At 62.0% G+C, this 19677-nt stretch carries 22 protein-coding genes and 1 tRNA gene; 10 read left to right on the top strand and 13 right to left on the bottom strand.

Annotated elements, in window-relative coordinates:
• On the top strand, window positions 1–1161 hold the full coding sequence (locus tag G7076_RS03135; RefSeq protein ID WP_166200346.1) for a 2-oxo acid dehydrogenase subunit E2: 1161 nt from the start codon (window positions 1–3) through the stop codon (window positions 1159–1161).
• Here the strand turns inward: G7076_RS03135 and G7076_RS03140 are convergent.
• Complete coding sequence (locus tag G7076_RS03140) at window positions 1158–2480, bottom strand: SLC13 family permease (protein WP_166200348.1); 1323 nt, start codon at window positions 2478–2480, stop codon at window positions 1158–1160. The genes G7076_RS03135 and G7076_RS03140 overlap by 4 nt on opposite strands.
• A gap of 422 nt (window positions 2481–2902) precedes the next feature.
• Between G7076_RS03140 and G7076_RS03145 the strand changes: the two genes are divergently transcribed.
• A complete protein-coding gene (locus tag G7076_RS03145) occupies window positions 2903–3388 on the top strand; it encodes a hypothetical protein (RefSeq protein WP_166200350.1) in 486 nt (161 codons plus the stop codon).
• Window positions 3389–3403: 15 nt separating this feature from the next.
• Here the strand turns inward: G7076_RS03145 and G7076_RS03150 are convergent, their stop codons facing one another.
• From G7076_RS03150 to G7076_RS03165, 4 genes are all read right to left on the bottom strand, one after another.
• A complete protein-coding gene (locus G7076_RS03150) occupies window positions 3404–4435 on the bottom strand; it encodes a response regulator (RefSeq protein ID WP_166200352.1) in 1032 nt (343 codons plus the stop codon).
• On the bottom strand, window positions 4435–4875 hold the full coding sequence (locus G7076_RS03155; protein ID WP_166200354.1) for a response regulator: 441 nt from the start codon (window positions 4873–4875) through the stop codon (window positions 4435–4437). Before G7076_RS03155 ends, G7076_RS03150 begins: the two co-directional genes overlap by 1 nt.
• Window positions 4875–6362, bottom strand: a complete 1488-nt coding sequence (locus tag G7076_RS03160) for a sensor histidine kinase (protein ID WP_240913855.1) — start codon at window positions 6360–6362, stop codon at window positions 4875–4877. Before G7076_RS03160 ends, G7076_RS03155 begins: the two co-directional genes overlap by 1 nt.
• Window positions 6363–6418: 56 nt before the next feature.
• Window positions 6419–6495 (bottom strand) — tRNA-Arg (locus G7076_RS03165).
• Between the two features lie 118 nt (window positions 6496–6613).
• Here G7076_RS03165 and phaR point away from each other — a divergent pair.
• The 4 genes from phaR to glmS all read left to right on the top strand — a co-directional run bounded on the left by phaR (window position 6614) and on the right by glmS (window position 11284).
• On the top strand, window positions 6614–7159 hold the full coding sequence (phaR, locus tag G7076_RS03170; RefSeq protein WP_166200356.1) for a polyhydroxyalkanoate synthesis repressor PhaR: 546 nt from the start codon (window positions 6614–6616) through the stop codon (window positions 7157–7159).
• 354 nt (window positions 7160–7513) lie between these two features.
• Window positions 7514–8032 carry a hypothetical protein gene (locus G7076_RS03175; RefSeq protein WP_166200358.1) on the top strand — a complete coding sequence of 173 codons (519 nt, stop codon included), beginning with the start codon at window positions 7514–7516 and terminating at the stop codon, window positions 8030–8032.
• A gap of 62 nt (window positions 8033–8094) precedes the next feature.
• Window positions 8095–9459 carry a bifunctional UDP-N-acetylglucosamine diphosphorylase/glucosamine-1-phosphate N-acetyltransferase GlmU gene (gene glmU, locus G7076_RS03180; RefSeq protein WP_166200360.1) on the top strand — a complete coding sequence of 455 codons (1365 nt, stop codon included), beginning with the start codon at window positions 8095–8097 and terminating at the stop codon, window positions 9457–9459.
• A 1-nt stretch (window position 9460) separates the two neighbouring features.
• Window positions 9461–11284 carry a glutamine--fructose-6-phosphate transaminase (isomerizing) gene (glmS, locus tag G7076_RS03185; RefSeq protein WP_166200362.1) on the top strand — a complete coding sequence of 608 codons (1824 nt, stop codon included), beginning with the start codon at window positions 9461–9463 and terminating at the stop codon, window positions 11282–11284.
• Window position 11285: 1 nt separating this feature from the next.
• Here glmS and G7076_RS03190 read toward each other — a convergent pair whose 3' ends face one another.
• Window positions 11286–12245 carry a LysR family transcriptional regulator gene (locus G7076_RS03190; RefSeq protein ID WP_240913856.1) on the bottom strand — a complete coding sequence of 320 codons (960 nt, stop codon included), beginning with the start codon at window positions 12243–12245 and terminating at the stop codon, window positions 11286–11288.
• 82 nt (window positions 12246–12327) lie between these two features.
• Between G7076_RS03190 and G7076_RS03195 the strand changes: the two genes are divergently transcribed.
• The 3 genes from G7076_RS03195 (at window position 12328) to alr (ending at window position 14122) form a co-directional block, all read left to right on the top strand.
• Window positions 12328–12645, top strand: a complete 318-nt coding sequence (locus tag G7076_RS03195; RefSeq protein ID WP_166200364.1) for a UrcA family protein — start codon at window positions 12328–12330, stop codon at window positions 12643–12645.
• Window positions 12646–12736: 91 nt separating this feature from the next.
• Complete coding sequence (locus tag G7076_RS03200) at window positions 12737–13069, top strand: GFA family protein (RefSeq protein WP_240913857.1); 333 nt, start codon at window positions 12737–12739, stop codon at window positions 13067–13069.
• Window positions 13070–13078: 9 nt separating this feature from the next.
• The gene (gene alr / locus G7076_RS03205) at window positions 13079–14122 is read left to right on the top strand and encodes an alanine racemase (RefSeq protein WP_166200368.1); all 1044 of its coding nucleotides are present in this window, start codon (window positions 13079–13081) and stop codon (window positions 14120–14122) included.
• Here the strand turns inward: alr and nth are convergent.
• The 4 genes from nth to G7076_RS03225 form a co-directional block, all read right to left on the bottom strand.
• On the bottom strand, window positions 14079–14747 hold the full coding sequence (gene nth / locus G7076_RS03210) for an endonuclease III (protein WP_166200370.1): 669 nt from the start codon (window positions 14745–14747) through the stop codon (window positions 14079–14081). The two genes, alr and nth, sit on opposite strands and share 44 nt — an antisense overlap.
• Entirely contained in the window at window positions 14744–15457 is a 714-nt protein-coding gene (gene dapB / locus G7076_RS03215; protein WP_166200372.1) for a 4-hydroxy-tetrahydrodipicolinate reductase, read from the bottom strand. Before dapB ends, nth begins: the two co-directional genes overlap by 4 nt.
• A 73-nt stretch (window positions 15458–15530) precedes the next feature.
• Window positions 15531–15968: a hypothetical protein gene (locus tag G7076_RS03220; protein WP_166200374.1), complete on the bottom strand. Its 438-nt coding sequence runs from the start codon at window positions 15966–15968 to the stop codon at window positions 15531–15533.
• A 160-nt stretch (window positions 15969–16128) separates the two neighbouring features.
• Window positions 16129–16527: a thioesterase family protein gene (locus G7076_RS03225; RefSeq protein ID WP_166200376.1), complete on the bottom strand. Its 399-nt coding sequence runs from the start codon at window positions 16525–16527 to the stop codon at window positions 16129–16131.
• Between the two features lie 38 nt (window positions 16528–16565).
• On the opposite strand from G7076_RS03225, the gene cobB reads away from it, so the two are divergent.
• Window positions 16566–17297, top strand: coding sequence for a Sir2 family NAD+-dependent deacetylase (gene cobB / locus G7076_RS03230; RefSeq protein ID WP_166200378.1), 732 nt, complete (start codon window positions 16566–16568; stop codon window positions 17295–17297).
• Here the strand turns inward: cobB and era are convergent.
• From era to lepB, 3 genes are read right to left on the bottom strand one after another with little or no spacing between them, the layout of a single operon-like run.
• Window positions 17264–18157, bottom strand: a complete 894-nt coding sequence (era, locus tag G7076_RS03235) for a GTPase Era (RefSeq protein ID WP_166200380.1) — start codon at window positions 18155–18157, stop codon at window positions 17264–17266. The two genes, cobB and era, sit on opposite strands and share 34 nt — an antisense overlap.
• A complete protein-coding gene (gene rnc / locus G7076_RS03240; RefSeq protein WP_166200382.1) occupies window positions 18154–18819 on the bottom strand; it encodes a ribonuclease III in 666 nt (221 codons plus the stop codon). The genes era and rnc overlap by 4 nt, the downstream gene beginning before the upstream one ends.
• Complete coding sequence (lepB, locus tag G7076_RS03245) at window positions 18816–19628, bottom strand: signal peptidase I (protein WP_166200384.1); 813 nt, start codon at window positions 19626–19628, stop codon at window positions 18816–18818. Before lepB ends, rnc begins: the two co-directional genes overlap by 4 nt.
• Window positions 19629–19677 lie beyond the last annotated feature (49 nt).

The raw sequence follows: 19677 nt of genomic DNA on the forward strand, positions 1-19677 counted from the left end.
ATGATCGACGTTCGCGTCCCCGATGAGCAGGAAGGCACGAAGGCGGTCGTCCGCGCCTGGCTGAAGAAGGTCGGCGAGGCGGTCGCCGTCAATGATCCACTTGTCGAGCTGGAAACCGACAAGGTCACGCAGGAAGTGCCATCGCCTGCTTCTGGCGTGCTGAGCGAAATCCTGTTGGATACCGATGATACGGCCGAGCCAGGCGCACTTCTTGCCAGGATTGATCCCCACGGCGCATCGCAATCCATTGCCGAATCCAAGCCAGCGCCCGCTCCGGCACAGGTTCAGGCTCCGATGCTCGATTCCAGCTCCACGCGCGAGTTGCGGTTATCGCCGTCGGTCAAGCGCGCGATCCTCCAGCACGGGCTCGACCCGGCAGGTATAAGCGGCACCGGCCGTGACGGGCGGATCACTCGCGACGACGTCGACCGATATGTCGCGTCGGGTGCCAAGCCCGCGCCGCGCCAAGGGTCTGCCTTCGTCGGTGGCGACATTGCGCACGACCGGATGCGGCTCAAGATCGCCGAGAACATGGTGCGTGCGGTCAGCGACGCGCCGCATGTCACAGCTCTGTTCGAGGCCGACTTCAGCGCCATCGCCGCACACAAGAAGGCAATGGCCGAGAAGGGGGTTAAGCTCAGCTACACGGCGTATATCGTCAAGGCCGCTGCCGAAGCGATGTGTGTCGCGCCGGCGATCAATGGCCGCTGGGAAGAAGACCGGATCGCGGTCTCCCCAACGATCAACATCGGCGTGGGAACGGCGCTTGGCGAGAAGGGCCTTGTCGTCCCGGTCGTCAAGGACGCGGGCTCATTAAGTCTAGAGGACATTGGCCGAAAACTGGAGGACCTTACTGCGCGTGCCCGGAACGGCCAGCTCGCTGCTGCAGACGTTTCCGGCGGAAGCTTCACCATCTCCAACCATGGTGTCTCGGGGAGCTTGCTCGCGGCGCCGATCATCCTTCATTCCGGCCAGGCGGCGATCCTCGGCATCGGCAAGCTGGAAAAGCGCGTCGTCGTCAGAGAAATCGGTGGGCAGGACGCTATTCTTATAAAGCCGATGGCGTACGTGACGCTGACCATCGATCATCGCGTCGTGGACGGTCATCAGACCAATGCGTGGCTGACCCGGTTCGTCGAAGTGATCGAAGGCTGGTCCTAGAAAGGAAAGACCATCGTGATGGCCGCGACTCCGACGGTCATCGTGATCAGATTCAGCGGTAGGCCGACGCGGACGAAGTCCATATAGCTATACCCACCAATCTGGTAGACTATGACATTGGTCTGATAGCCGAACGGCGTCGCAAATGCCGCGCTTCCCGCCATCATCACCGCGACAAGGAAGGGACGTGGGCTTACGCCCAGGCTCTCCGCCAGGGCCACGGCGATTGGCGTTATGAGGACCGCGACGGTCGCGTTTGACAGAAGTTCGGTCAGAACGAGCGTGGCGCCGTAAAGGATGATCAACGCGGCAAGCGGGCCGACCCCTTCGACGCTTCCGATCAGCAAATTGGACATGTCCTCGGCAAGGCCGCTTTGCTCCATGGCGACTCCAACCACGACCATTCCGGCAATGAGCATAAGGATTTCGGGACGAAGGCCGCCATAGGCTTCGTCCGGCGTGAGGACCCGGAGCAGGATGAGGAGCACGGCGCCGGCGAATGCCGAGGCCGCGATTGGTGCGACGCCAAGTGCCGCAATCGCGATTGCGCCGATGAAGACCGCGACTGAAATCAGCGCTTTGCCACGCTGGAACGGGCGATGTTCGGAGAATTTGTCGGCGGTCCCAATTTGGCCTCCGGATAGATCGATGTCGTGATAGTCGGGCATCGGAAATGGGGGCGGCTTGTGCGCGTCCCGGGCGCCGCGCCCGCGCTCGATCATCGGACCGCTGAACAGGAACAGGTAAAGGCTGCCGGCAAGGGCGATCGCCAGTCCGACAGGCGTGATTTCGAACAGGCCGAACGCCGGCTGGCCGGAAACGCGCGCCATGTCGTTGACCAGCAGGTTGGTCGACGTTCCGATCAGCGTTAGGCATCCGCCCATTACCGCGACATAGGACAGCGGAAGAAGGTAGCGCTGGGGGCTTAGCTTCAACTTCTCCGCAACATCTTTGACCACTGGCGCGCCGAGCACGACGATGGGCGTGTTGTTGAGGAAGGCCGAAGCGCAACCGGCAAAGCCGATCATGATCCACAGGCCGGCGGCGCCGATTCGTTCGCAAAGCCGAACGAGAGTCAGGATCGCCTTGTCGAGTAGTCCCGTGAGCTCCATCGCATAGGCAATGACGAACAGGGAGGCGAGGGCGATGATGGCCGGGCTGGCGAAGGCGCCCTGCACTTCGGAGGGCCGCACTGCGCCGCTCATCAGGAGGATCGCGGCGCCAGTGAGCGCGACAACGTCGGCACGAAGCTTGTCCCAGATGAGCGCTGCCACCACAGCGGCTAGCACAGCCAGCGTGACGACCTGATCAGCATTCATGTTGACATTGATGGCAAAGGTGGAGCCCCGATCCCGATATGCTAACGGGAAGAATGGACAGGTCTCCAAAAGGCTCCCGAGTACGCGATTGGGCCGCAGCAGCGGTCGTTGCCACATCCCTTGCAGGCGTCGGTTATTTGGTAGGTCGGGGCGCCCAGCCCGAACCTCCGCCGCAACCGCCTGTCGTCACGAAATCTAGGCTAGCCCCGGCAATCGTGCCGGACCCGGTTCTAGGCCGCGCTGACCTCATCGCTATCGCCGCATCCGCCGCTGATGCATTCGCTGGCGGGCCTTCGGCCGCAAAATCGAGCGCGGGCCGTCGATTCTCGATTCGCATTCCTTTCGGATGCGGCGGACCGGGCAATGCGAAGTTCAATACGGGATGGAGCTACGACAGAGCCAGCAAGGCGTTGCGTGTCCGAGTGTCGCCGCTCGACTGGAATGAAAAAGACTGGATCGCCTCGGCCTTGCCCAAGGAAGACGATTTCGTTGTCGAGGGTTATTGGTTGCCGCGGCCCTGGACGAGCAGCGAAAGTTGCCCAGTACGACCGGCAGATGCGGAATCGGATGATGCTAAAGCGGGAGTTGAGAATCTGCCGGACCCCATCGAAGCCGAATCGACGGTCGGTCTCGCGCAATTTCTCGGCAAAGACAGCAATCGAAGCCGCCAGCGCCGCGGCCGCCCGTTGGAAGTGGTCGTGAGCATGGAGCCAGAAGAAGTCCCCGCAGGAGGTCTGCAACTCGGCTTCGAGGGGCGGATCGCGAACGTTCCTGGCAGGCGGTCGCCGACATTGTGTCGCGCCGACAGCGTCAATACGCGTCCGTCGTGCCTGATCGCGGTCGAAATGGAGCGGGTTTCGGTCCTAAACCCGGTGACCGGGCAAGAAATCGCCAACTGGCGATTCTAAGCCGCGGCCGCGTGCCTAAAGCGGCGCAACCAGGACTGCACGGCAGCCGCGATGTTCCTTGTCGTATGCGACCTTGCTCGAAAGGCTGTGTGCCATCGCGCTGATCAGCTTGGTGCCAAGACCAGTTCCCTTGGGATCGCCATCTCCGAGCCCGCAACCGTCATCCTCGACCGTTAGCTGGAATCGCTGGTCGTCCGCCTTGGCAAATCGTACGCGGACCTCGCCGGACTGCTTTTCGCTATAAGCATATTTGCAGGCGTTGGTGACGAGTTCGGTAACGATCACGCCAAGCGACACGGCCTTATCGGTGTGGAGGCGAAGCGCCTCCGCTTCGAGAACGATCGTTCGCGGCGCGACCGGAGTCGACCAGGTCGCCTGGAGCTCGTCGACGATCGCCGCGAGATATTCGCCCATCTCGACGCTCTCGACCTCACCGCTCGTATAGAGCTTGCGATGAACCTGGGCGATGGCTTGGATACGCCGTTCGGTATCGGCAAGCGCGGCCTTGGCAGCCTTGTCGCTGAGCAGGCGGGCCTGCATCGCGACCATGGTCGTGACGAGCTGCAGCGAATTGGCGACGCGATGATTCACTTCCCGAAGCAGCGCTTCGAGGCGCTGGTTGGCCGCAACGAGATCGGCCTCGGCGCTGGCCTTGTCCCGCCGCAACCGTGCGGTGTCGAGCGATTGTGCGAAGGCCTGCTCAAGCAGCTCAACGAAATCGTCTCCGACGGATTTCACGACATAGTCGGATGCGCCGGCCTTGAGGGCGGCAACGGCGACCGCGCTCTCCTCCGAGCCCGTCACGTAAACGACCGGAGGGCAGTCGGGCATCTTGCGGAGCGCCTTCAGAGTCGCGAGCCCGTCCATCCCCGGCATGTAATGGTCGACCGCAATGAGATCGAACCCGCCCTTGGCTGCTTCGGCAATTCCTGACGGCCCGCTGTCAGTGGTGATTACGCTGTGGCCGCGGCGGCCGAGAAGTTTCTCGACCAATCGTCGCATTCCGGCGTCGTCATCGATATACAGGATGCGGCGCGATTGCTGCATCAACCTTCCCCGTCGGGGAGCTGGATGACGGACAGGAATAGGCCGAGCTGGCGGATTGCGTCCGCAAAACTTTCGTAATTGACGGGTTTGGTTATGTAGACGTTGCAGCCAAGGTCGTAGCAGCGCTGGATCTCAGTCTTGTCATCGGTCGTCGTGAGCACGACGACGGGCACGCGGTGAAGCCGCTCGTCACCCTTGATCTTGGCGAGGATGTCCGTGCCGCTCATGTCCGGCAGGTTGAGGTCGAGGAGGACGAGTGCGGGGCCGTTGTGAAGGGGCCCGTCCGGCGCGTTGAAAAGATATTCGAGGCCACTCGTCCCGTCCGTAAAGTGCTTGAGGCCGTTCGATATGCCGGCTCGGCGAATGTTCTTCTCGATCAGACGGGCATGGCCTTCGTCGTCCTCGATCATGACGATGTTGACCGGTTGCTGAGCGTTCATCACGCATCCCCCTCGACTTGGTAAGCGATTGGCAAATCGACGATAAATGTCGAGCCTTCGTGAATTTCGGAGCGAACCGTTACGCTTCCGCCGAGGCGATAGGCAAGAGCCCGGACATGGGCAAGGCCAATGCCTTCGCCCTTCTGGTCCTGGACGCCTGAGCGTCGGAATAGGTCGAAGATCCGCTCATGATCTGCCGGCGCGATTCCGCGACCTTTGTCCTCGATTTCGAAAATCGCACGGCTACCTTCGCGTTTGCCCCGGACATGAATGACATTGGGCACATCGTCGCGCGAGTATTTCGTCGCATTCTCGATGATGTTCTGGAAGATCTGATCCACCGCCAGCCGGTCGTGACTGAGATCTGGAAGCTTGCCATCGATTTCGATCGTTGCACCGCGTTCCTCCGCCAGTGTCGCAAGGCTTGCCGCAATCTCTCCGACAATCATGTTCATCGGCAAATGCTCCGGGGTCAGAACCCGACGCCCCTGCCGCGAGAGCGTCAGGATCGCGTTGATCAGCCGATCCATTTTCTGGGTCGATGTCCGAATGAAACCGATCGACTCCGGCAGGTCCTCGCTGGCCGCAAGGCGCGCTTCATTCGTCAGGAGTTCGGGGTGCTTCTCTTCGACGTCAGCGATGAAAGCGGTCAGAGCCTTGTTCGCCGATTCCAGCTCGGCAGTGAAACCCATCACGTTGACGAGCGGCGACCTGAGGTCGTGGCTTACGATGTAAGCGAAGCGCTGGATCTCGTCGTTGGCGCGCTTGAGATCGGCGGTGCGCTCGGCCACGGCGCCCTCCAGGTTGGTGTTGAGCACGTGAAGCCGGGCGCGGCTGGCAAGCAAATCGCGCGTGAACCGGCGCAGGATCCACATCGTGCCTAGCGAAACGATCAGCAATGCCAGGCCGACGCCGGCAAGCAACCACTGAATTGCGCTGAGCGTCTGGCGTTCGGCCGCTAGCCGCTGGGTCAGGAGGGCGTCTTCGGCGTCTTCGATCGAATCGGCGATCGAGCGGATTTCCTGGAGAGACTCGGAATCACTATCGATGTCGAATTGTCGGCGGGCTTCCTCGGCCTGGCCAGCGCGAGCCATTTCCATCGTCTTGCTCATGTGAGCAACATGACCCTCGACGAGAGCCTTCAGGCGGTCGGTGCGCTGTCGCTGCTCGACATTATCCGCCGTCATGAACCGGACCTGGTCGAGCGACGGGACCAGCCGGGCGGATGTCTCTCGAAAAGTCGTCAGCCGGTAAAGCGTCGGGTCCAGCAAATACCCCCGCCGTGCCGCCTCGGCCCGCTCGAGATCGCGGCCGACGTGTGACACGACGTCCTTCACGTCGTAGGTATGCACGACGAGCTGGCTTGCCCGCTGGTTGGCCGCAAAGCCGAGAATTACGAAGCCAAATGCGACAATCAGCAGCAAAAAGCTAAGGGATAGTCCGGCTAGGCCGATCCGATTGATGCGGGTCTCATTATACGGGGTCACCGCAATTGCGCTCCTCACCCGACGGTCCAGGGAAGGCAGGACTTCACCCCGCTCAATGGCGCACCCGACAGGATTCGAACCTGTGGCCTCTGCCTTCGGAGGGCAGCGCTCTATCCAGCTGAGCTACGGGTGCTCGGGCGCCCGCTTAGCTTGGCCGCCTTTTCCCCGCAAGCACGGCATTTCCCGCCTCATGTTGCGGCGCGGCATTGCGCGGTGCTACGCTTCGACATTGATTTTCAAGGAATGAAACAATGGCGAAGTCCGCTGGCGACAAGGCGACGATCAAGAAGTACGCCAACCGGCGGCTCTATGATACGGAGAGCTCCTCCTACATTACGCTGGATAAATTGGCCGCGATGATCCGCGATGGGCGAGATTTCGAAGTCATAGACGCCAAGACAGGTGAGGACATCACGCACCAAGTCCTCACTCAGATCATTGTCGAGGAAGAAGCGCGAGGAAGCACGATGCTTCCTGTCAACTTCCTGCGGCAGTTGATCGGGCTCTACGGGGGCAAGATGGAAGCCGCCGTGCCGCAGTATCTCGAAGCAGCAATGGACATGTTCCACAAGAATCAGGAAGCGATGCGCGAGGCGATGGGCGGAAAGTTCGTGGGCCCGAATCTCTTCGCCGACATGGCCAAGAGGAACATGGAAATGTTCGAGCAGGCCGGCCGCGCATTTGTCCCCAAACAGGCCTCCAGCGTTGATTCGAGCGACGATCGCGCCGGCGAAGTCGAGGCGCTTAAGGCGGAGTTGGCCGCTCTCAAGGCGAAAGTGGATAAGCTGGGGCGGTAAGGAACGGCTCGGCGGCGCGCGAAGGCCAAGAGATTACGCCGATTGACCACCATTACAAGTCTTGTTTCTCCTTTCATCCCACAACATGTTGTGGGTGGCTTCAACGCAGCGAAAGGAGGTGATCCGATGTCTCATGGTTCAGCAGAGAGGTCGGCACAGTTCGCTCGGAGAGCGATGGCCTAACCAGCTGTCCGGGGCTTACCCGGGCTAGAACTCCGATCGCTGACCATGTTTTGGGGAGCCGCGGTGTGGTGCTGCGGCTCCCCTTACTTTTTCCCCAATTTCCGATTATTCCGGAACCGTTCCCTAATTGGACCGTCTTTTGCGGCAATTAAGTGAAACGGGAGGCTAGTGATGGCGAAATCGACTTCCAGAAATAGCGGCGGATCAAGCAAGACGACGATGGACAAGCTGGCAAAAGCGGCGATGAGCCGTGAAATGCTTGCTGCGGGGCTTACTGCAGCGGCTGCCGCGATCGCAGCGAGCCCTAAGGCCCGCAAGGCGATTCGCGATGCTGGCCTTGATGCGGCCGACAGCGCCAGCCAGGCTGCGACCAACATGATGACCAATGCGTCCAAGCTCGGAACGTTGATCGCCGAGGCCGTCGCCGATGCTGCTCAGCGCGTCCTGTCCGGCAAGTGGACGATGGACGACGATTCTTCGTCCGGGTCGTCGGCCAAGCCCGCCGCCGCAAGGTCTTCGAGCGGAACGCGTAAGTCGCCGGCCCGAAAGACCACGGCCCGGAAAACGACGGCGCGGAAAACGACTTCTCGAACGACGACGGCGAAAAAGCCGGCGGCCCGCAAGTCGACCGCCCGCAAATCGACCTCTCGTCGGACGACCGCGCGCAAGCCCGCGACGCCCACGAGCTAACAGTCCGATCAGCTCCAAATCGGGCTATGGAATAAGTCCATGCCCCGTGCCATTGGGCGGCGATGAGTTCGCCGCCCCCATTTTGCGTCGTCGTACTGGCCGCCGGCCAGGGAACGCGCATGCGCTCCGATACGCACAAGGTTCTCCACCCCATCGCGGGCAAGCCCATGTTGCTGCACTTGCTCGACACCGTGCAGGGCATGGGAGCCGCCAAGGTCGTGGTCGTCCTCGGCAAAGGCCGGGAGCAGGTCGAGGAGGCAATTGCCCTTCGGGACGGCGTAACGACCGCCATCCAGTCCGAGCAGAAGGGCACCGGTCATGCCGTCCGCGTGGCGGAGAAGTCTCTGTCCGGATTCGATGGTCCTGTGATTGTGACTTTCGGGGACACGCCGTTCGTCACGGCAGAGACAATGAACGCCATGCTGGAGCGACTCCTGGCAAGTGATGATCCGGGCGTGGTCGTTCTCGCCAGTTCGCCGGACGACGGCAAGGCGTATGGCCGGGTCATCCTGGAAGACGGAGGAGACCGGATCGCCAAGATGGTCGAATACAAGGACGCGACTGAAGAACAGCGCGCGGTCAGGCTGTGCAATAGCGGAATGCTTGCAGCGCGCGCCCCAGACTTGTTCGGCTGGCTCGGCAAGATCAGCAATGCGAACGCAGCTGGAGAATATTACCTGCCCGATGTCGTCAATGTCGCTCATGACGAAGGCAGGCATCCGGTCGCGATCGAAGGCGAGCCGTTCGAAACCGCGGGCGTCAATAGCCGCGCCGAGCTCGCGGCTCTCGAGCTCGACTGGCAGCGCCGTCGCCGCTGGGAGGCGCTGGAGCAGGGAGCGACGCTGATCGACCCCGAATCCGTTTGGTTCAGCGCCGATACTCAGCTCGGCCGAGATTGTACGATCGAGCCGCACGTTGTTTTCGGGCCGGGCGTAAAGATTGCGGACGGCGCGGTAATTCGCGCCTTCAGCCACATCGAAGGCGCGACAATTGCCACCGGCTGCGAAGTTGGCCCGTTCGCGCGCCTCAGACCGGGCGCGGTAATGGAGCGAGGCTCAAAGGTCGGCAATTTCGTCGAGATGAAGAAAACCGTGCTTGGCGAGGGTGCGAAAGCCAATCACCTGACCTATCTCGGCGACAGCGAGGTAGGTGCGAAGGCCAACATCGGAGCGGGTACGATCACCTGCAATTACGACGGCTTTTTCAAGTATCCGACGAAGATTGGCGCTGGCGCCTTTATTGGTTCGAACAGCGCTCTTGTCGCGCCGGTGACAATCGGCGCCGGAGCCATTGTCGGCGCCGGAAGCGTGGTGACCAAGGATGTCGAGGCCGATGAACTTGCCGTAGCGCGCGGCGAGCAGCGCGGGATGAAAGGCTGGGCTTCGCGCTTCCGCGAGCGACAGAAAAAGAAGAAAGGCACGGCGTAACATGTGCGGGATTGTCGGGATTGTTGGACGCGAGCGTGCCACGCGCGACCTGTTTCATGGGCTCAAGCGCCTCGAATACCGGGGCTATGACAGCGCCGGCATCTGCACGGTCGATGGCGGGGAATTTCATCGACGCCGGGCCGAGGGCAAGCTCGAGAACCTCCGCCGCGAACTCGACGAAAATCCGCTGCCCGGCGAAATCGGCATCGCGCACACCCGATGGGCAACTCACGGCGCGCCGACGACCAGCAATGCCCACCCACACATCGCAGGTCCGGTGGCTCTCGTACACAACGGCATAATCGAGAATTTCAAGCCGCTCCGTGACGAGCTGCTCGCGGACGGGCGCAAGTTCCTGAGCGAGACCGATAGCGAAGTTGTCGCCCACCTTGTCGCTCGCGAAATCGAAAATGGCGCCTCGCCGCAGGAAGCGGTCGCAACCGTGCTACCGCGCCTTCATGGCGCCTTTGCAATCGCCTTTCTGTTCCGCGACCATCCCGATACCGTCATCGGCGCGCGCATGGGCGCACCACTCACCGTCGGCTATGGCGAGGATGAGAATTACCTCGGTTCGGACGCGCTGGCGCTCGCACCGCTGACGCAAAAGATCGCCTACCTCGAGGAAGGTGATTGGGCGGTCGTGAAACGCGACACAATCGAAATCTTCGACCGGTCGAACCGGCCTGTCGCACGTGAAATCGTCGAGAGTGGCGCTTCTGCTGTGCGCATCGACAAGGGCAACCACGCCCACTTCATGCTCAAGGAAATCTACGAGCAGCCTGTGGTGGTTGGCGACACGCTGCATTCGTACCTGCGTCCGTTTGAAGGACAGGTCGCGCTGCCCGACTTCGGCTTCGATCTCGAAACCGTGAAGCGGATTACGATCGTCGCCTGCGGGACCAGCTATTACGCGGGCCTCGTTGCCAAATACTGGTTTGAGCAGTTCGCCCGGGTGCCCGTCGACATCGATGTGGCAAGCGAGTTTCGCTATCGCGATCCGGTGCTGGAGGCGGGCGGACTGGCACTGTTCATTTCCCAGAGCGGCGAAACCGCGGATACGCTTGCAGCCCTCCGCCATGCCCGGGAACAGGAGCAGACGATTGCGGTCGTCTGCAATGTTCCGACGAGTTCGATGGCGCGCGAGGCCGACCTGCTATTGCCGACTCATGCGGGGCCGGAAATCGGCGTCGCCTCGACGAAGGCCTTCACGTGCCAGCTCTCCGTACTCGCGGCGCTCGCCGCCAACCTTGCCCGCGCCAAGGGGCGTCTTTCGCCCGAGGAAGAAAAGGATATCGTCGACCATCTCCAGGAGGCGCCCGAGGCCCTCAGCGTCGCGCTTTCCCACGATGAAGAAATTGCGGCGACGGCTCACCTCGTCGCTCCGGCTCGCGACGTGCTGTATCTTGGTCGCGGCCCGGACTATCCGATGGCGCTGGAAGGGGCGCTGAAGCTCAAAGAGATCAGCTACATCCACGCCGAGGGCTACGCCGCCGGCGAAATGAAGCATGGCCCAATCGCCCTTATCGATGATCTCGTTCCGGTTATCGTTCTTGCGCCGTCCGGTCCGCTGTTCGAGAAGACCGTCAGCAATATGCAGGAGGTCCGGGCCCGCGGCGGCAAAATCATCCTCATCTCCGACGCAAAGGGCATTGCCGACGCGGGTGACGGTTGCATGGCCACCATCGAAATGCCGGAAGTTCACCCGCTGATCGCGCCATTAGTCTATGCAGTCCCGGTTCAGCTGCTGGCCTACCACGTTGCAGTACTCAAGGGCACAGATGTCGATCAGCCGCGCAATCTCGCCAAGTCGGTGACGGTGGAATAAGTCAGTCGAGACCGAGTTGGCGCACCCGCGCTGCCAGCCGCTCGTAAAGGAAGTCGACGACTGTCCGGACGGACGGCGAGTGCCGCACGCGCTCGTGTGTGAGTAACCAGACCCAACGTTTCTTTTCGCGGCGCGGCGGCATGCAGCGGATGAGGTCCTCTTCCCCATCGCCAATCAGGCAGGGCAACACGCCAATCCCCAGTCCCGACCGGATACCAGTAAGCAATCCGCCCATCGTCGTTTGCTGAATAACGACTTGGTCCGCGATCCCGATATCTCTCAGGATCGCTTCATAGACTTGCCAAGTCATCGTCCCGCCTCCCCCGATCAAAGCATGGCCGCGCAGCTCTTCGCGTTTCCGTGGGACGCCATGCCGGTCCGCGTAGGTCCGGCTGCAATAGAAGGTCCATTCGTCGCGGCAGATACGCCGGCCAACGACTCCCGCGGCAGCTTCCGAAGACGTGCTCCGGATAGCGATGTCAGCGTCGCCCGCGCCGAGGTCGCGCACCGCGCCGCTCTCATCCAACTCGATCCGTACATCCGGGTGGCGCTCGTGAAGGTCCACAAGCCACTGCGCAAGGAAGGTATTTGCGAACAGGTCGATGGTCGTCACGCGGACTGTACCGGCAGTCCCACGTTGGATTGCGGCCGCTGCTTCCTCAAAGGCTAGCGCAGCCGAGCGCACCGACTGCGCTTTGGCGATGAGCGCCTCGCCTGATGCTGTGAGCGCATAGCCGGCCTGCCTTTTCTCGAAGAGCGGGTACCCGACAGCCTGTTCGAGCGCTGCGATCCGTCGAGCGACAGTCGTCTGGCTAACTCGGAGTGCACGTCCGGCCGCCAGCGTGCTCCCACCCTCTGCTACTGCAAGCAGATACTTAAGGTCGTTCCAGTCGATCACTTGGCCATCGTGCCCCAGGATGTCCCCAATCGCATTCTGCAATTTTGCAGAACAATAACGCAAAATCGTTGCTTATGGAAACTGATCGCTGGGTATAGATGGTCGGTCGCGCCGGTTTCCCGGCCCTCACTAAAGGGGATGCGACATGACCAAGTTCACAATTTTCGCGCTGGCTGCTCTAAGCTCAGGCCTGCTAATTTCGCCTTCCGTTGCCGCCGAGTCCTCGGTGCGCATCATCGAAGTTGCGGATCTCGATCTCGCAAGCCCGACTGGCCAGCATCAGTTCCAAACGCGAGCGACGCGCGCCGCGATCGAACTGTGCGGTGAAGCGTCGAACGTTGACCTAAGCGGCCGCAATGACGTCCGCCAGTGTCGCGACGATGTCATTGCGCAAGCCAACCAACAGCGCGAGGTCAGGCTCGCGTCTCGTAGCGCGGGCCCGATCCGAGTGGCAGCGCGCTGATTGACGGGCAGGCATTACGCGCGCCATGCTCCAGGGCGTGAGCGAACATCGAGGCGGATGTCATTGTGGAGCGGTGCGGTTTCGGTGCCAATTGCCGGAGCCGCCCGTTCCCGCATTGGACTGCAATTGCTCGATCTGCAGCGCGACCGGCTTTCTTCATATCATTGTTCCACATGACCAGTTCGAACTGGAGAGCGGCGAGGATGCGTTGACTAGCTACCGCTTCGGCAGTGGTGCGGCCAACCACCTGTTCTGTTCGGTCTGCGGGATAAAGAGCTTTTACCAGCCGCGCAGTCATCCCGATGCGTGGAGCGTCAACGCGCATTGCCTCGAACAGCCGGTCGACCTCGCAATCGAACGGTTTGACGGACGCGACTGGGCGCGCGCCAAAGCGGCCCTCGACGAGGAAGAAGCCGCTGGCTAGGGCAGGGAGGTGACTCACCGCGCCCTTTGCCTTCGCCTCGACGCCCACGCCCTCCAGTCCAACTGGCGCTGGCTTCAGCGGCAAGGTGGTGCACCAGCTGGAGCGGCGGTAAAAGCAGATGGGTACGGGCTCGGCGCTGTCGAAGTCACCAGAAGGTTGGCGCAGGCAGGTTGCCGCGATTTCTTCGTTTCCACTTGGGCTGAGGCAGAGGCGCTCGGGCCGCTGGGCCAGGGCGTGTCGCTGATTGTCCTTCATGGTGTCGGTACTAACGACTGCGAGGCGGCCTTGTCCGGCACCGCCCGCCCTGTGCTGAATACGCCGCGTCAAGTCGCGCGATGGAAGGAAATTGCGCCGGGAAAACCCTGCGACGTGATGATCGACACGGGAATGAACCGCCTCGGCATCCGAACCGATGAATTGGATGTCCTTGACGGGGTCGATGTCGCGACGCTGATGAGTCATCTCGCCTCAGCCGATGAGGAGAGCGGCCTCAACCAGGCCCAGCTCGAGCGGTTCCGCGCGGTTCGCGCAGCCGTCCCGGCGAAGCGATATTCACTGGCGAACAGCGCGGGCATTTGTCTAGGCACGGATTATGGCTTCGACCTGACGCGGCCCGGCTTGGCGCTTTATGGCGGGATTCCGCGGACGGAGGCGGAAGGCCACATCGCGCAGGTAGCATTCCCGGAGGCCGAGGTCATTCAGCGGCGGATCGTTCGAGCCGGCGAAAGTGTCGGCTATGGCGCGACCTGGGTAGCGAATTCGGATACGGAAGTCGGGGTCGCCAATATCGGTTACGCCGATGGCTACCTGCGCTGCTTTGCCGGCGCCGGCTCCGTCATGGCCCACGGAAAAGTCCTGCCGCTCGTCGGCCGCGTTTCGATGGACCTGATCGCCTTCGATTGCTCGAATGCGCCGGACCTCGCCGAGGGCGATTGGGTGACGGTCGATTACGATCTTCCGGCGGCTTCGCAATCCTCCGGCCTTTCGCAATATGAATTGCTGACCGGCCTCAGCCAGCGGTTCGAGCGGCGTTGGATTTCGGCGGCTTCATGACCTTCGCCTTGTAGGCGCACAGGTCGACGACAGGGCAGCGCCAGCATTCCGGCAACCGTGCCTTGCAGATGTAACGGCCGTGAAGGATCAGCCAGTGGTGCGCTCCGTGGAGGAACGGCTCGGGAACCACTTTCTCCAACTTCAGCTCCACCGCCAGCGGAGTCTTGCCGCGTGCAAGGCCGGTGCGGTTCGCAACCCGGAAGATATGCGTGTCGACTGCAATGGTCGGCTGTCCAAAAGCTGTGTTGAGCACGACGTTCGCCGTCTTGCGGCCGACACCCGGAAGCTTTTCGAGGGCTTGGCGGTCCCTCGGAACTTCGCCGCCATATTCGTCGACCAGGATTTGCGCAGCAGCGATGACGTTCTTCGCCTTGGTATTGAAAAGGCCGATCGTCTTGATCTGGTCGCGAAGGGCGGCCTCGCCAAGTTCCAGCATTGCCTTGGGGTCGCGGACTTTGGCGAACAGGGTGCGCGTGGCCTTGTTTACGCTGACGTCGGTCGCCTGCGCGCTGAGCGCGACCGCGACGAGCAGCGTGTAGGGGTTCACATATTCCAGTTCGGTCTCCGGCGACGGATTGGATTCCGCCAGGCGCCGGAAGAATTCGAACGCGTCCGCCTTCTTCATCGCGCGTCGATGACGTCCCGCATGCTGTAGAGGCCGGCCGGCTTTCCAACGAGGAAACGGGCGGCGGCAAGTGCCCCGCGGGCGAAAATGGATCGGCTCTCGGCGCGATGCGACAGGATCAGTCGTTCTTCCGGACCCAGGAACAAAACGTCGTGATCGCCAGCGACGGTTCCACCGCGAACCGCTGAATAGCCGATGCTGCCGGTCTCTCGCGCCAGCCCGGTGCCGCAGCGGCCGAGTTCTTCTTTGGCATCCATATCGCGCCCCCGCTCCACTGCGCTGCCAAGATGAAGTGCAGTGCCCGATGGCGCGTCGGCTTTCATGCGATGATGCGCCTCGACGATTTCGACGTCCCAATCGTCCTGCCCGAGAATTCGTGCCGCGCGCTCGACCAGGTCGTCCAGCAGTGCGATCCCGAGAGACGTGTTTGCTGCCTTGAGGACAGGAATGATTTTCGCGGCGTCTGCGATCAGGCTGTCGTGACCTTCGCCGAGGCCTGTCGTGCCGACGAGCAGCGGAATGCCGGCGCTGATCGCTCGGTCGATGCTCCCCCGAAGCCCGTCTGGCGACGAAAAATCGACGAGCACGTCACCATGCTCGGCATCGATCGTAAAATTTGGATCAGATGATGCTGCTTCGGCGATGACCCGGCCCATCCGTCCCTCAGGCGCGAACAAGGCTATGCGGATCGGCTGCTGGTCTGTGCGCATCGCGCCGTCATGACCCAGCCAATGACCAAGTGCAACCGGGCGGCGCCACGCTTGGCGGCGCCGCCCCAATCGGTCAGCGTTTGGTCAGTTCGCGATAGAGGATGGACCCGGCAAGTCGGCGCATCTTGCTGCGCACGCCACTGGCGGCTTCCGCACTGTGGTCGTCAAGCTTCATTCGTTCGTTCATGACTGCGTTGCGGCGTTCGCCTTCTGCTACCGAAGGGATTTCGGCAAAGCGGGTGATCAGGATGAGTTCCGGCTCGCCATCGCGTGCGTTGATGTTGTTGAGCACATAATAGTCGCTGATCCAGCCCTGCGACTTGGCGAATTCCTGATTCGGGATCCACGTTTTCGCAACGTAGTCGAGGTAGTTTTCCATTTGGCCTTCTTCGACGTCGATGCGGGACGCAGTCCAAAACTGGCCGTCTTTCATGGAGCTCTGTTGAGCACTCGTCGGCGCTGAAATCGCTACGGCCGCAAGGGCAGCCACCCCGATGATCCAATTTCGCATTTGATTCCCCTGTGCTGCCGGACGCACGCCGGCGTTGCCGGCCGAAAGGACCGGCGCTTACGCACCAACGTGACTGGGAACGGCAACGACAGACGTCGTTCCGGATGCGTAATAAGCATGCTTATCCGAGTCGCGCCTAGCGAAAAGTCGCGGTTTTTCGTTATTCCTTGGGCAGGAAGCGGCCGGCTACATCACGTGCGAGGCGGGCGGGGCGCTTGGTCACCGCGTCGAGGCAGCACCAGGTCGATTTGACCTCAGCGAGAACTTCCTCACCGCGCTTGATGACCGTCGTGAACATGGCTTTTGCGCCTGCGACGCGTTCGGCGATCACATCGGCGACGACCACGTCATCGAGAAAGGTCGGGCGCCGATACTGGATCTCGTGCGCAAGCGCGATCCAAAGGTGCCGGGCAACGGCCTCCGGCGGCGCGACGGTCTCCCAGAATTTGACGACAGCGTCCTGGACCCACTTCAGGTACACGCTGTTATTGACATGACCCATATGGTCGATGTCGTCGGCACGAATGCCGATCGGGTAATGGAAGGTCGTATCGGCCATGGGACTAAGGTGACATAACTGACAAGGGTGTCAACAAGTTGCACGGAACCCCAGAAAATATTGTCATTCTGACCGGCGCTGGAATCAGTGCGGAGAGCGGTCTCAACACGTTCCGGGCCGCCGACGGATTATGGGAAGATCATCGAGTCGAGGATGTCGCGACCCCGGACGCCTTCGCGCGCGACCCGGCGCTGGTCCATCGCTTCTACGACGCGCGTCGCGCCCGGCTCGCAGAAGTCGAGCCCAACGCCGCACATGTTGCTCTGGCTCGCCTCGACGCCGAGTGGCCGGGAGATCTCCTTATCGTGACGCAGAACGTCGATGACCTTCACGAGCGGGCCGGGGCCAGGCGCCTTTTGCACATGCATGGCGAATTGATGAGCGGTTGGTGTCTGTCGTGCGACGAGAAGTTTGGCTGGACGGGGGATATGGGGGAGGGCGCGGCCTGCCCAGTCTGCACGAGCCCGGGGGCGGTCAGGCCGAACATCGTCTGGTTCGGCGAGATGCCCTACGAGATGGACCGGATCGAGCAGGCCCTTATGGGCGCTGACCTCTTCGTCTCGATCGGTACGTCTGGCGCTGTCTATCCGGCCGCCGGCTTCGTCCAGACTGCCCGCTACCGCGGTGCGCACACGCTCGAAATCAACCTCGAGCCAAGCCAGGGGAGCATCTTCTTCGATGAGCGGCGCTTCGGCCCAGCGGGAGTCGAGGTGCCGAAGTGGGTAGGCGAGTTACTTCAGTCGGCCCAGTCGAGGCCGATGTCCTCGTAGAGTCCGCGATCCTCGCCCCAGCGCGGAGCAACTTTCACGTGCAGGAACAGGTGAACCTTGCGGCCGAGATGATCGCCGATGGCCTCGCGGGCGGCCTGCCCGATCGCCTTGAGGCGCGATCCCCCCTTGCCGACGACGATTGCTTTCTGACTGTCGCGCTCGACAAGGATCTGCTGATGGATGACCGCTGATCCGTCTTTGCGGTCCTCCCATTTCTCTGTCGTCACGGCCGCTGCATAGGGCAGTTCGGCATGGAGCTGGAGATAGAGCTGCTCGCGGGTCAGCTCTGCAGCGACCATACGGTCGGTCGCATCGGTCAACTGGTCTTCTGGGTAGTGCCAAGGTCCGACCGGCATCGCCTTGGCAAGATGGTGCTTCAACTCGGCCACGCCGTCGCCGGTCGAGGCGGATACCATGAAAATCTCTTCCGGTTCGAGCCGGCCGGCGAGGGATTGGGCTAGGCCAAGCAAATTGCCTTTATTGGCGAGATCGACCTTGTTGAGCACAAGGACGAGCGGTTCGCTTCGTCCCTCAAGGCCGGCCATGACCTGTTCCGCCTTGCTCCCGAGCTTGACGGATGAGTCGATGACGAGGACTAACCGGTCGGCGTCTTCCGCTCCCTCCCATGCGGCCTTGACCATCGCCCGGTCGAGTCGCCGCGATGGCGCGAATATCCCGGGTGTATCGACCAGCAGCATCTGCGATTCGCCGTCGAGGGCGATGCCCATCAGCCGCGCGCGGGTGGTCTGCGCCTTGTGGCTGACGATCGCCACTTTCTGGCCAACGAGGGCGTTGACGAGGGTCGACTTGCCGGCGTTCGGAGCGCCGATCACGGCGACAAGTCCGCATCGCTGTGTCAATTTTTCAGCTTCTCGAGAAGGGCGGCCGCGGCAGCGGTTTCCGCATCCTGCTTGGACGAGCCCTCGGCCTCGGACTCGCCGCCGCCGCGGACCGTCACGCGCACCCGGAACGTCGGAGCATGGTGCGCACCGGAGCGGCCGATAGTTTCATAAACCGGGATCCCCCAGTTCTTCGCTGCAGCAAGCTCCTGCAATCCGGACTTGGGATGCAGCGGTGCTTGCCGCTGGTTGTCGAGAAACGGCGTCCACTGGTTTCTGATGAAAGCCTTCGCCTTCTCTAGACCGCCATCGAGGAATAACGCGCCAATCAGGCCCTCGACGACGTCGCCGACCACATTGTCACTGCCGGTTGCGCGATCCTCGCGCGCCTGCTTGCCCAGGCGGATTTGCGCAGGGACGCCAATTGCGCGGCCGACGTCGGCGCAAGTCTCGCGCGCAACCAGCGTGTTGTAACGCCGGCTCATCATGCCTTCTTCTTCGTCCGGGAAGCGCTCATAGAGCCAGGCCGCCATCACTAGGCCGAGCACGCGGTCGCCCAGGAACTCCAGCCGCTCGTAGCTAGTGCCGCCATGGCTGCCATGAGTCAGCGCCTGCTCGAACAGGGCCGTATTCGAAGGACGATGGCCGAGCGCCTGCTCAATGAAGTCGCCAAGCGGGCTCATGGCTGGAATCCCTGGCCGATGCGGTTTGACCGGAGCGCGCTGAACCAGGTCCACGGCTTCCAGTAGCTGGCGCTTCCATCAGTCGACCAGAAGGAGAAGGCGGCGCGGCCGATCACCCGGTCAAGGGGAACCATTCCGATCCCTCCTTCGGCGAGCGTGAAGCGGCTATCGGAGCTGTCGTCGCGATTGTCGCCGAGGAGGAACAGATGGCCGGGCGGAACCGTCACGGGGCCGAAGTTGTCGCGCGGAGCGAAAGGTGTCTGGTCAAACGTCACGTAGCTGCGGCCATTGGGTAGTGTCTCCACAAAGGCCGGGTAGCGGCATGTCGACGTTTCGTCGATTCCGCACTGAATATTGCGGCTCGCGGGGAGTTCGAGTTCGCCACGACTCTCTCGGGTAACCCGTTTGCCGTTGATGAACAGCACGCCGCCATTAAGCGCAATACGATCGCCGGGCAGGCCGATGACGCGCTTGACCCAATCGGCCGCTTCGGCGCTGGGTCGCTTGAAGATCACAACGTCGCCGCGCTCGGGAAGCCGTTCGAAGATGCGTCCCTCAAATGCCGGAATCTGCCCTGGGAAGCTGAAGCGCGAATAGCCGTAGGGCCATTTCGAGACGAACAGATAGTCGCCCGGGAGCATCGTCGGCATCATTGATCCGGTCGGGATACTGAAAGGAGCAACGATCAGGCTTCTCAACACCCAGGCTGCAAGAGCGAGCAGGAAAAGAAAGCGGATCGAGTCAAGCCAGGCTCGTCTGCCGGATTGAGCCGCTTCGCGACTGTCGGCAGGTCGGGTGGTCTCATCCATCGGGCCGCTTCTTTCTGCCGCCCGTGCTAACGTCAAGGCGAAAGGGCGA

Source organism: Sphingomonas sp. HDW15A, from assembly GCF_011301715.1.
Lineage (GTDB): Bacteria > Pseudomonadota > Alphaproteobacteria > Sphingomonadales > Sphingomonadaceae > Sphingomicrobium.

Coding starts and splice junctions, on each gene's coding strand:
- G7076_RS03135 (WP_166200346.1), top strand. CDS start 1: ATGATCGACGTTCGCGTCCCCGATGAGCAGGAAGGCACGAAGGCGGTC.
- G7076_RS03140 (WP_166200348.1), bottom strand. CDS start 2,480: ATGAATGCTGATCAGGTCGTCACGCTGGCTGTGCTAGCCGCTGTGGTG.
- G7076_RS03150 (WP_166200352.1), bottom strand. CDS start 4,435: ATGCAGCAATCGCGCCGCATCCTGTATATCGATGACGACGCCGGAATG.
- G7076_RS03155 (WP_166200354.1), bottom strand. CDS start 4,875: ATGAACGCTCAGCAACCGGTCAACATCGTCATGATCGAGGACGACGAA.
- phaR (WP_166200356.1), top strand. CDS start 6,614: ATGGCGAAGTCCGCTGGCGACAAGGCGACGATCAAGAAGTACGCCAAC.
- G7076_RS03175 (WP_166200358.1), top strand. CDS start 7,514: ATGGCGAAATCGACTTCCAGAAATAGCGGCGGATCAAGCAAGACGACG.
- glmU (WP_166200360.1), top strand. CDS start 8,095: ATGAGTTCGCCGCCCCCATTTTGCGTCGTCGTACTGGCCGCCGGCCAG.
- glmS (WP_166200362.1), top strand. CDS start 9,461: ATGTGCGGGATTGTCGGGATTGTTGGACGCGAGCGTGCCACGCGCGAC.
- G7076_RS03195 (WP_166200364.1), top strand. CDS start 12,328: ATGACCAAGTTCACAATTTTCGCGCTGGCTGCTCTAAGCTCAGGCCTG.
- nth (WP_166200370.1), bottom strand. CDS start 14,747: ATGAAGAAGGCGGACGCGTTCGAATTCTTCCGGCGCCTGGCGGAATCC.
- dapB (WP_166200372.1), bottom strand. CDS start 15,457: ATGCGCACAGACCAGCAGCCGATCCGCATAGCCTTGTTCGCGCCTGAG.
- G7076_RS03220 (WP_166200374.1), bottom strand. CDS start 15,968: ATGCGAAATTGGATCATCGGGGTGGCTGCCCTTGCGGCCGTAGCGATT.
- G7076_RS03225 (WP_166200376.1), bottom strand. CDS start 16,527: ATGGCCGATACGACCTTCCATTACCCGATCGGCATTCGTGCCGACGAC.
- rnc (WP_166200382.1), bottom strand. CDS start 18,819: ATGAGCCCGCTTGGCGACTTCATTGAGCAGGCGCTCGGCCATCGTCCT.
- lepB (WP_166200384.1), bottom strand. CDS start 19,628: ATGGATGAGACCACCCGACCTGCCGACAGTCGCGAAGCGGCTCAATCC.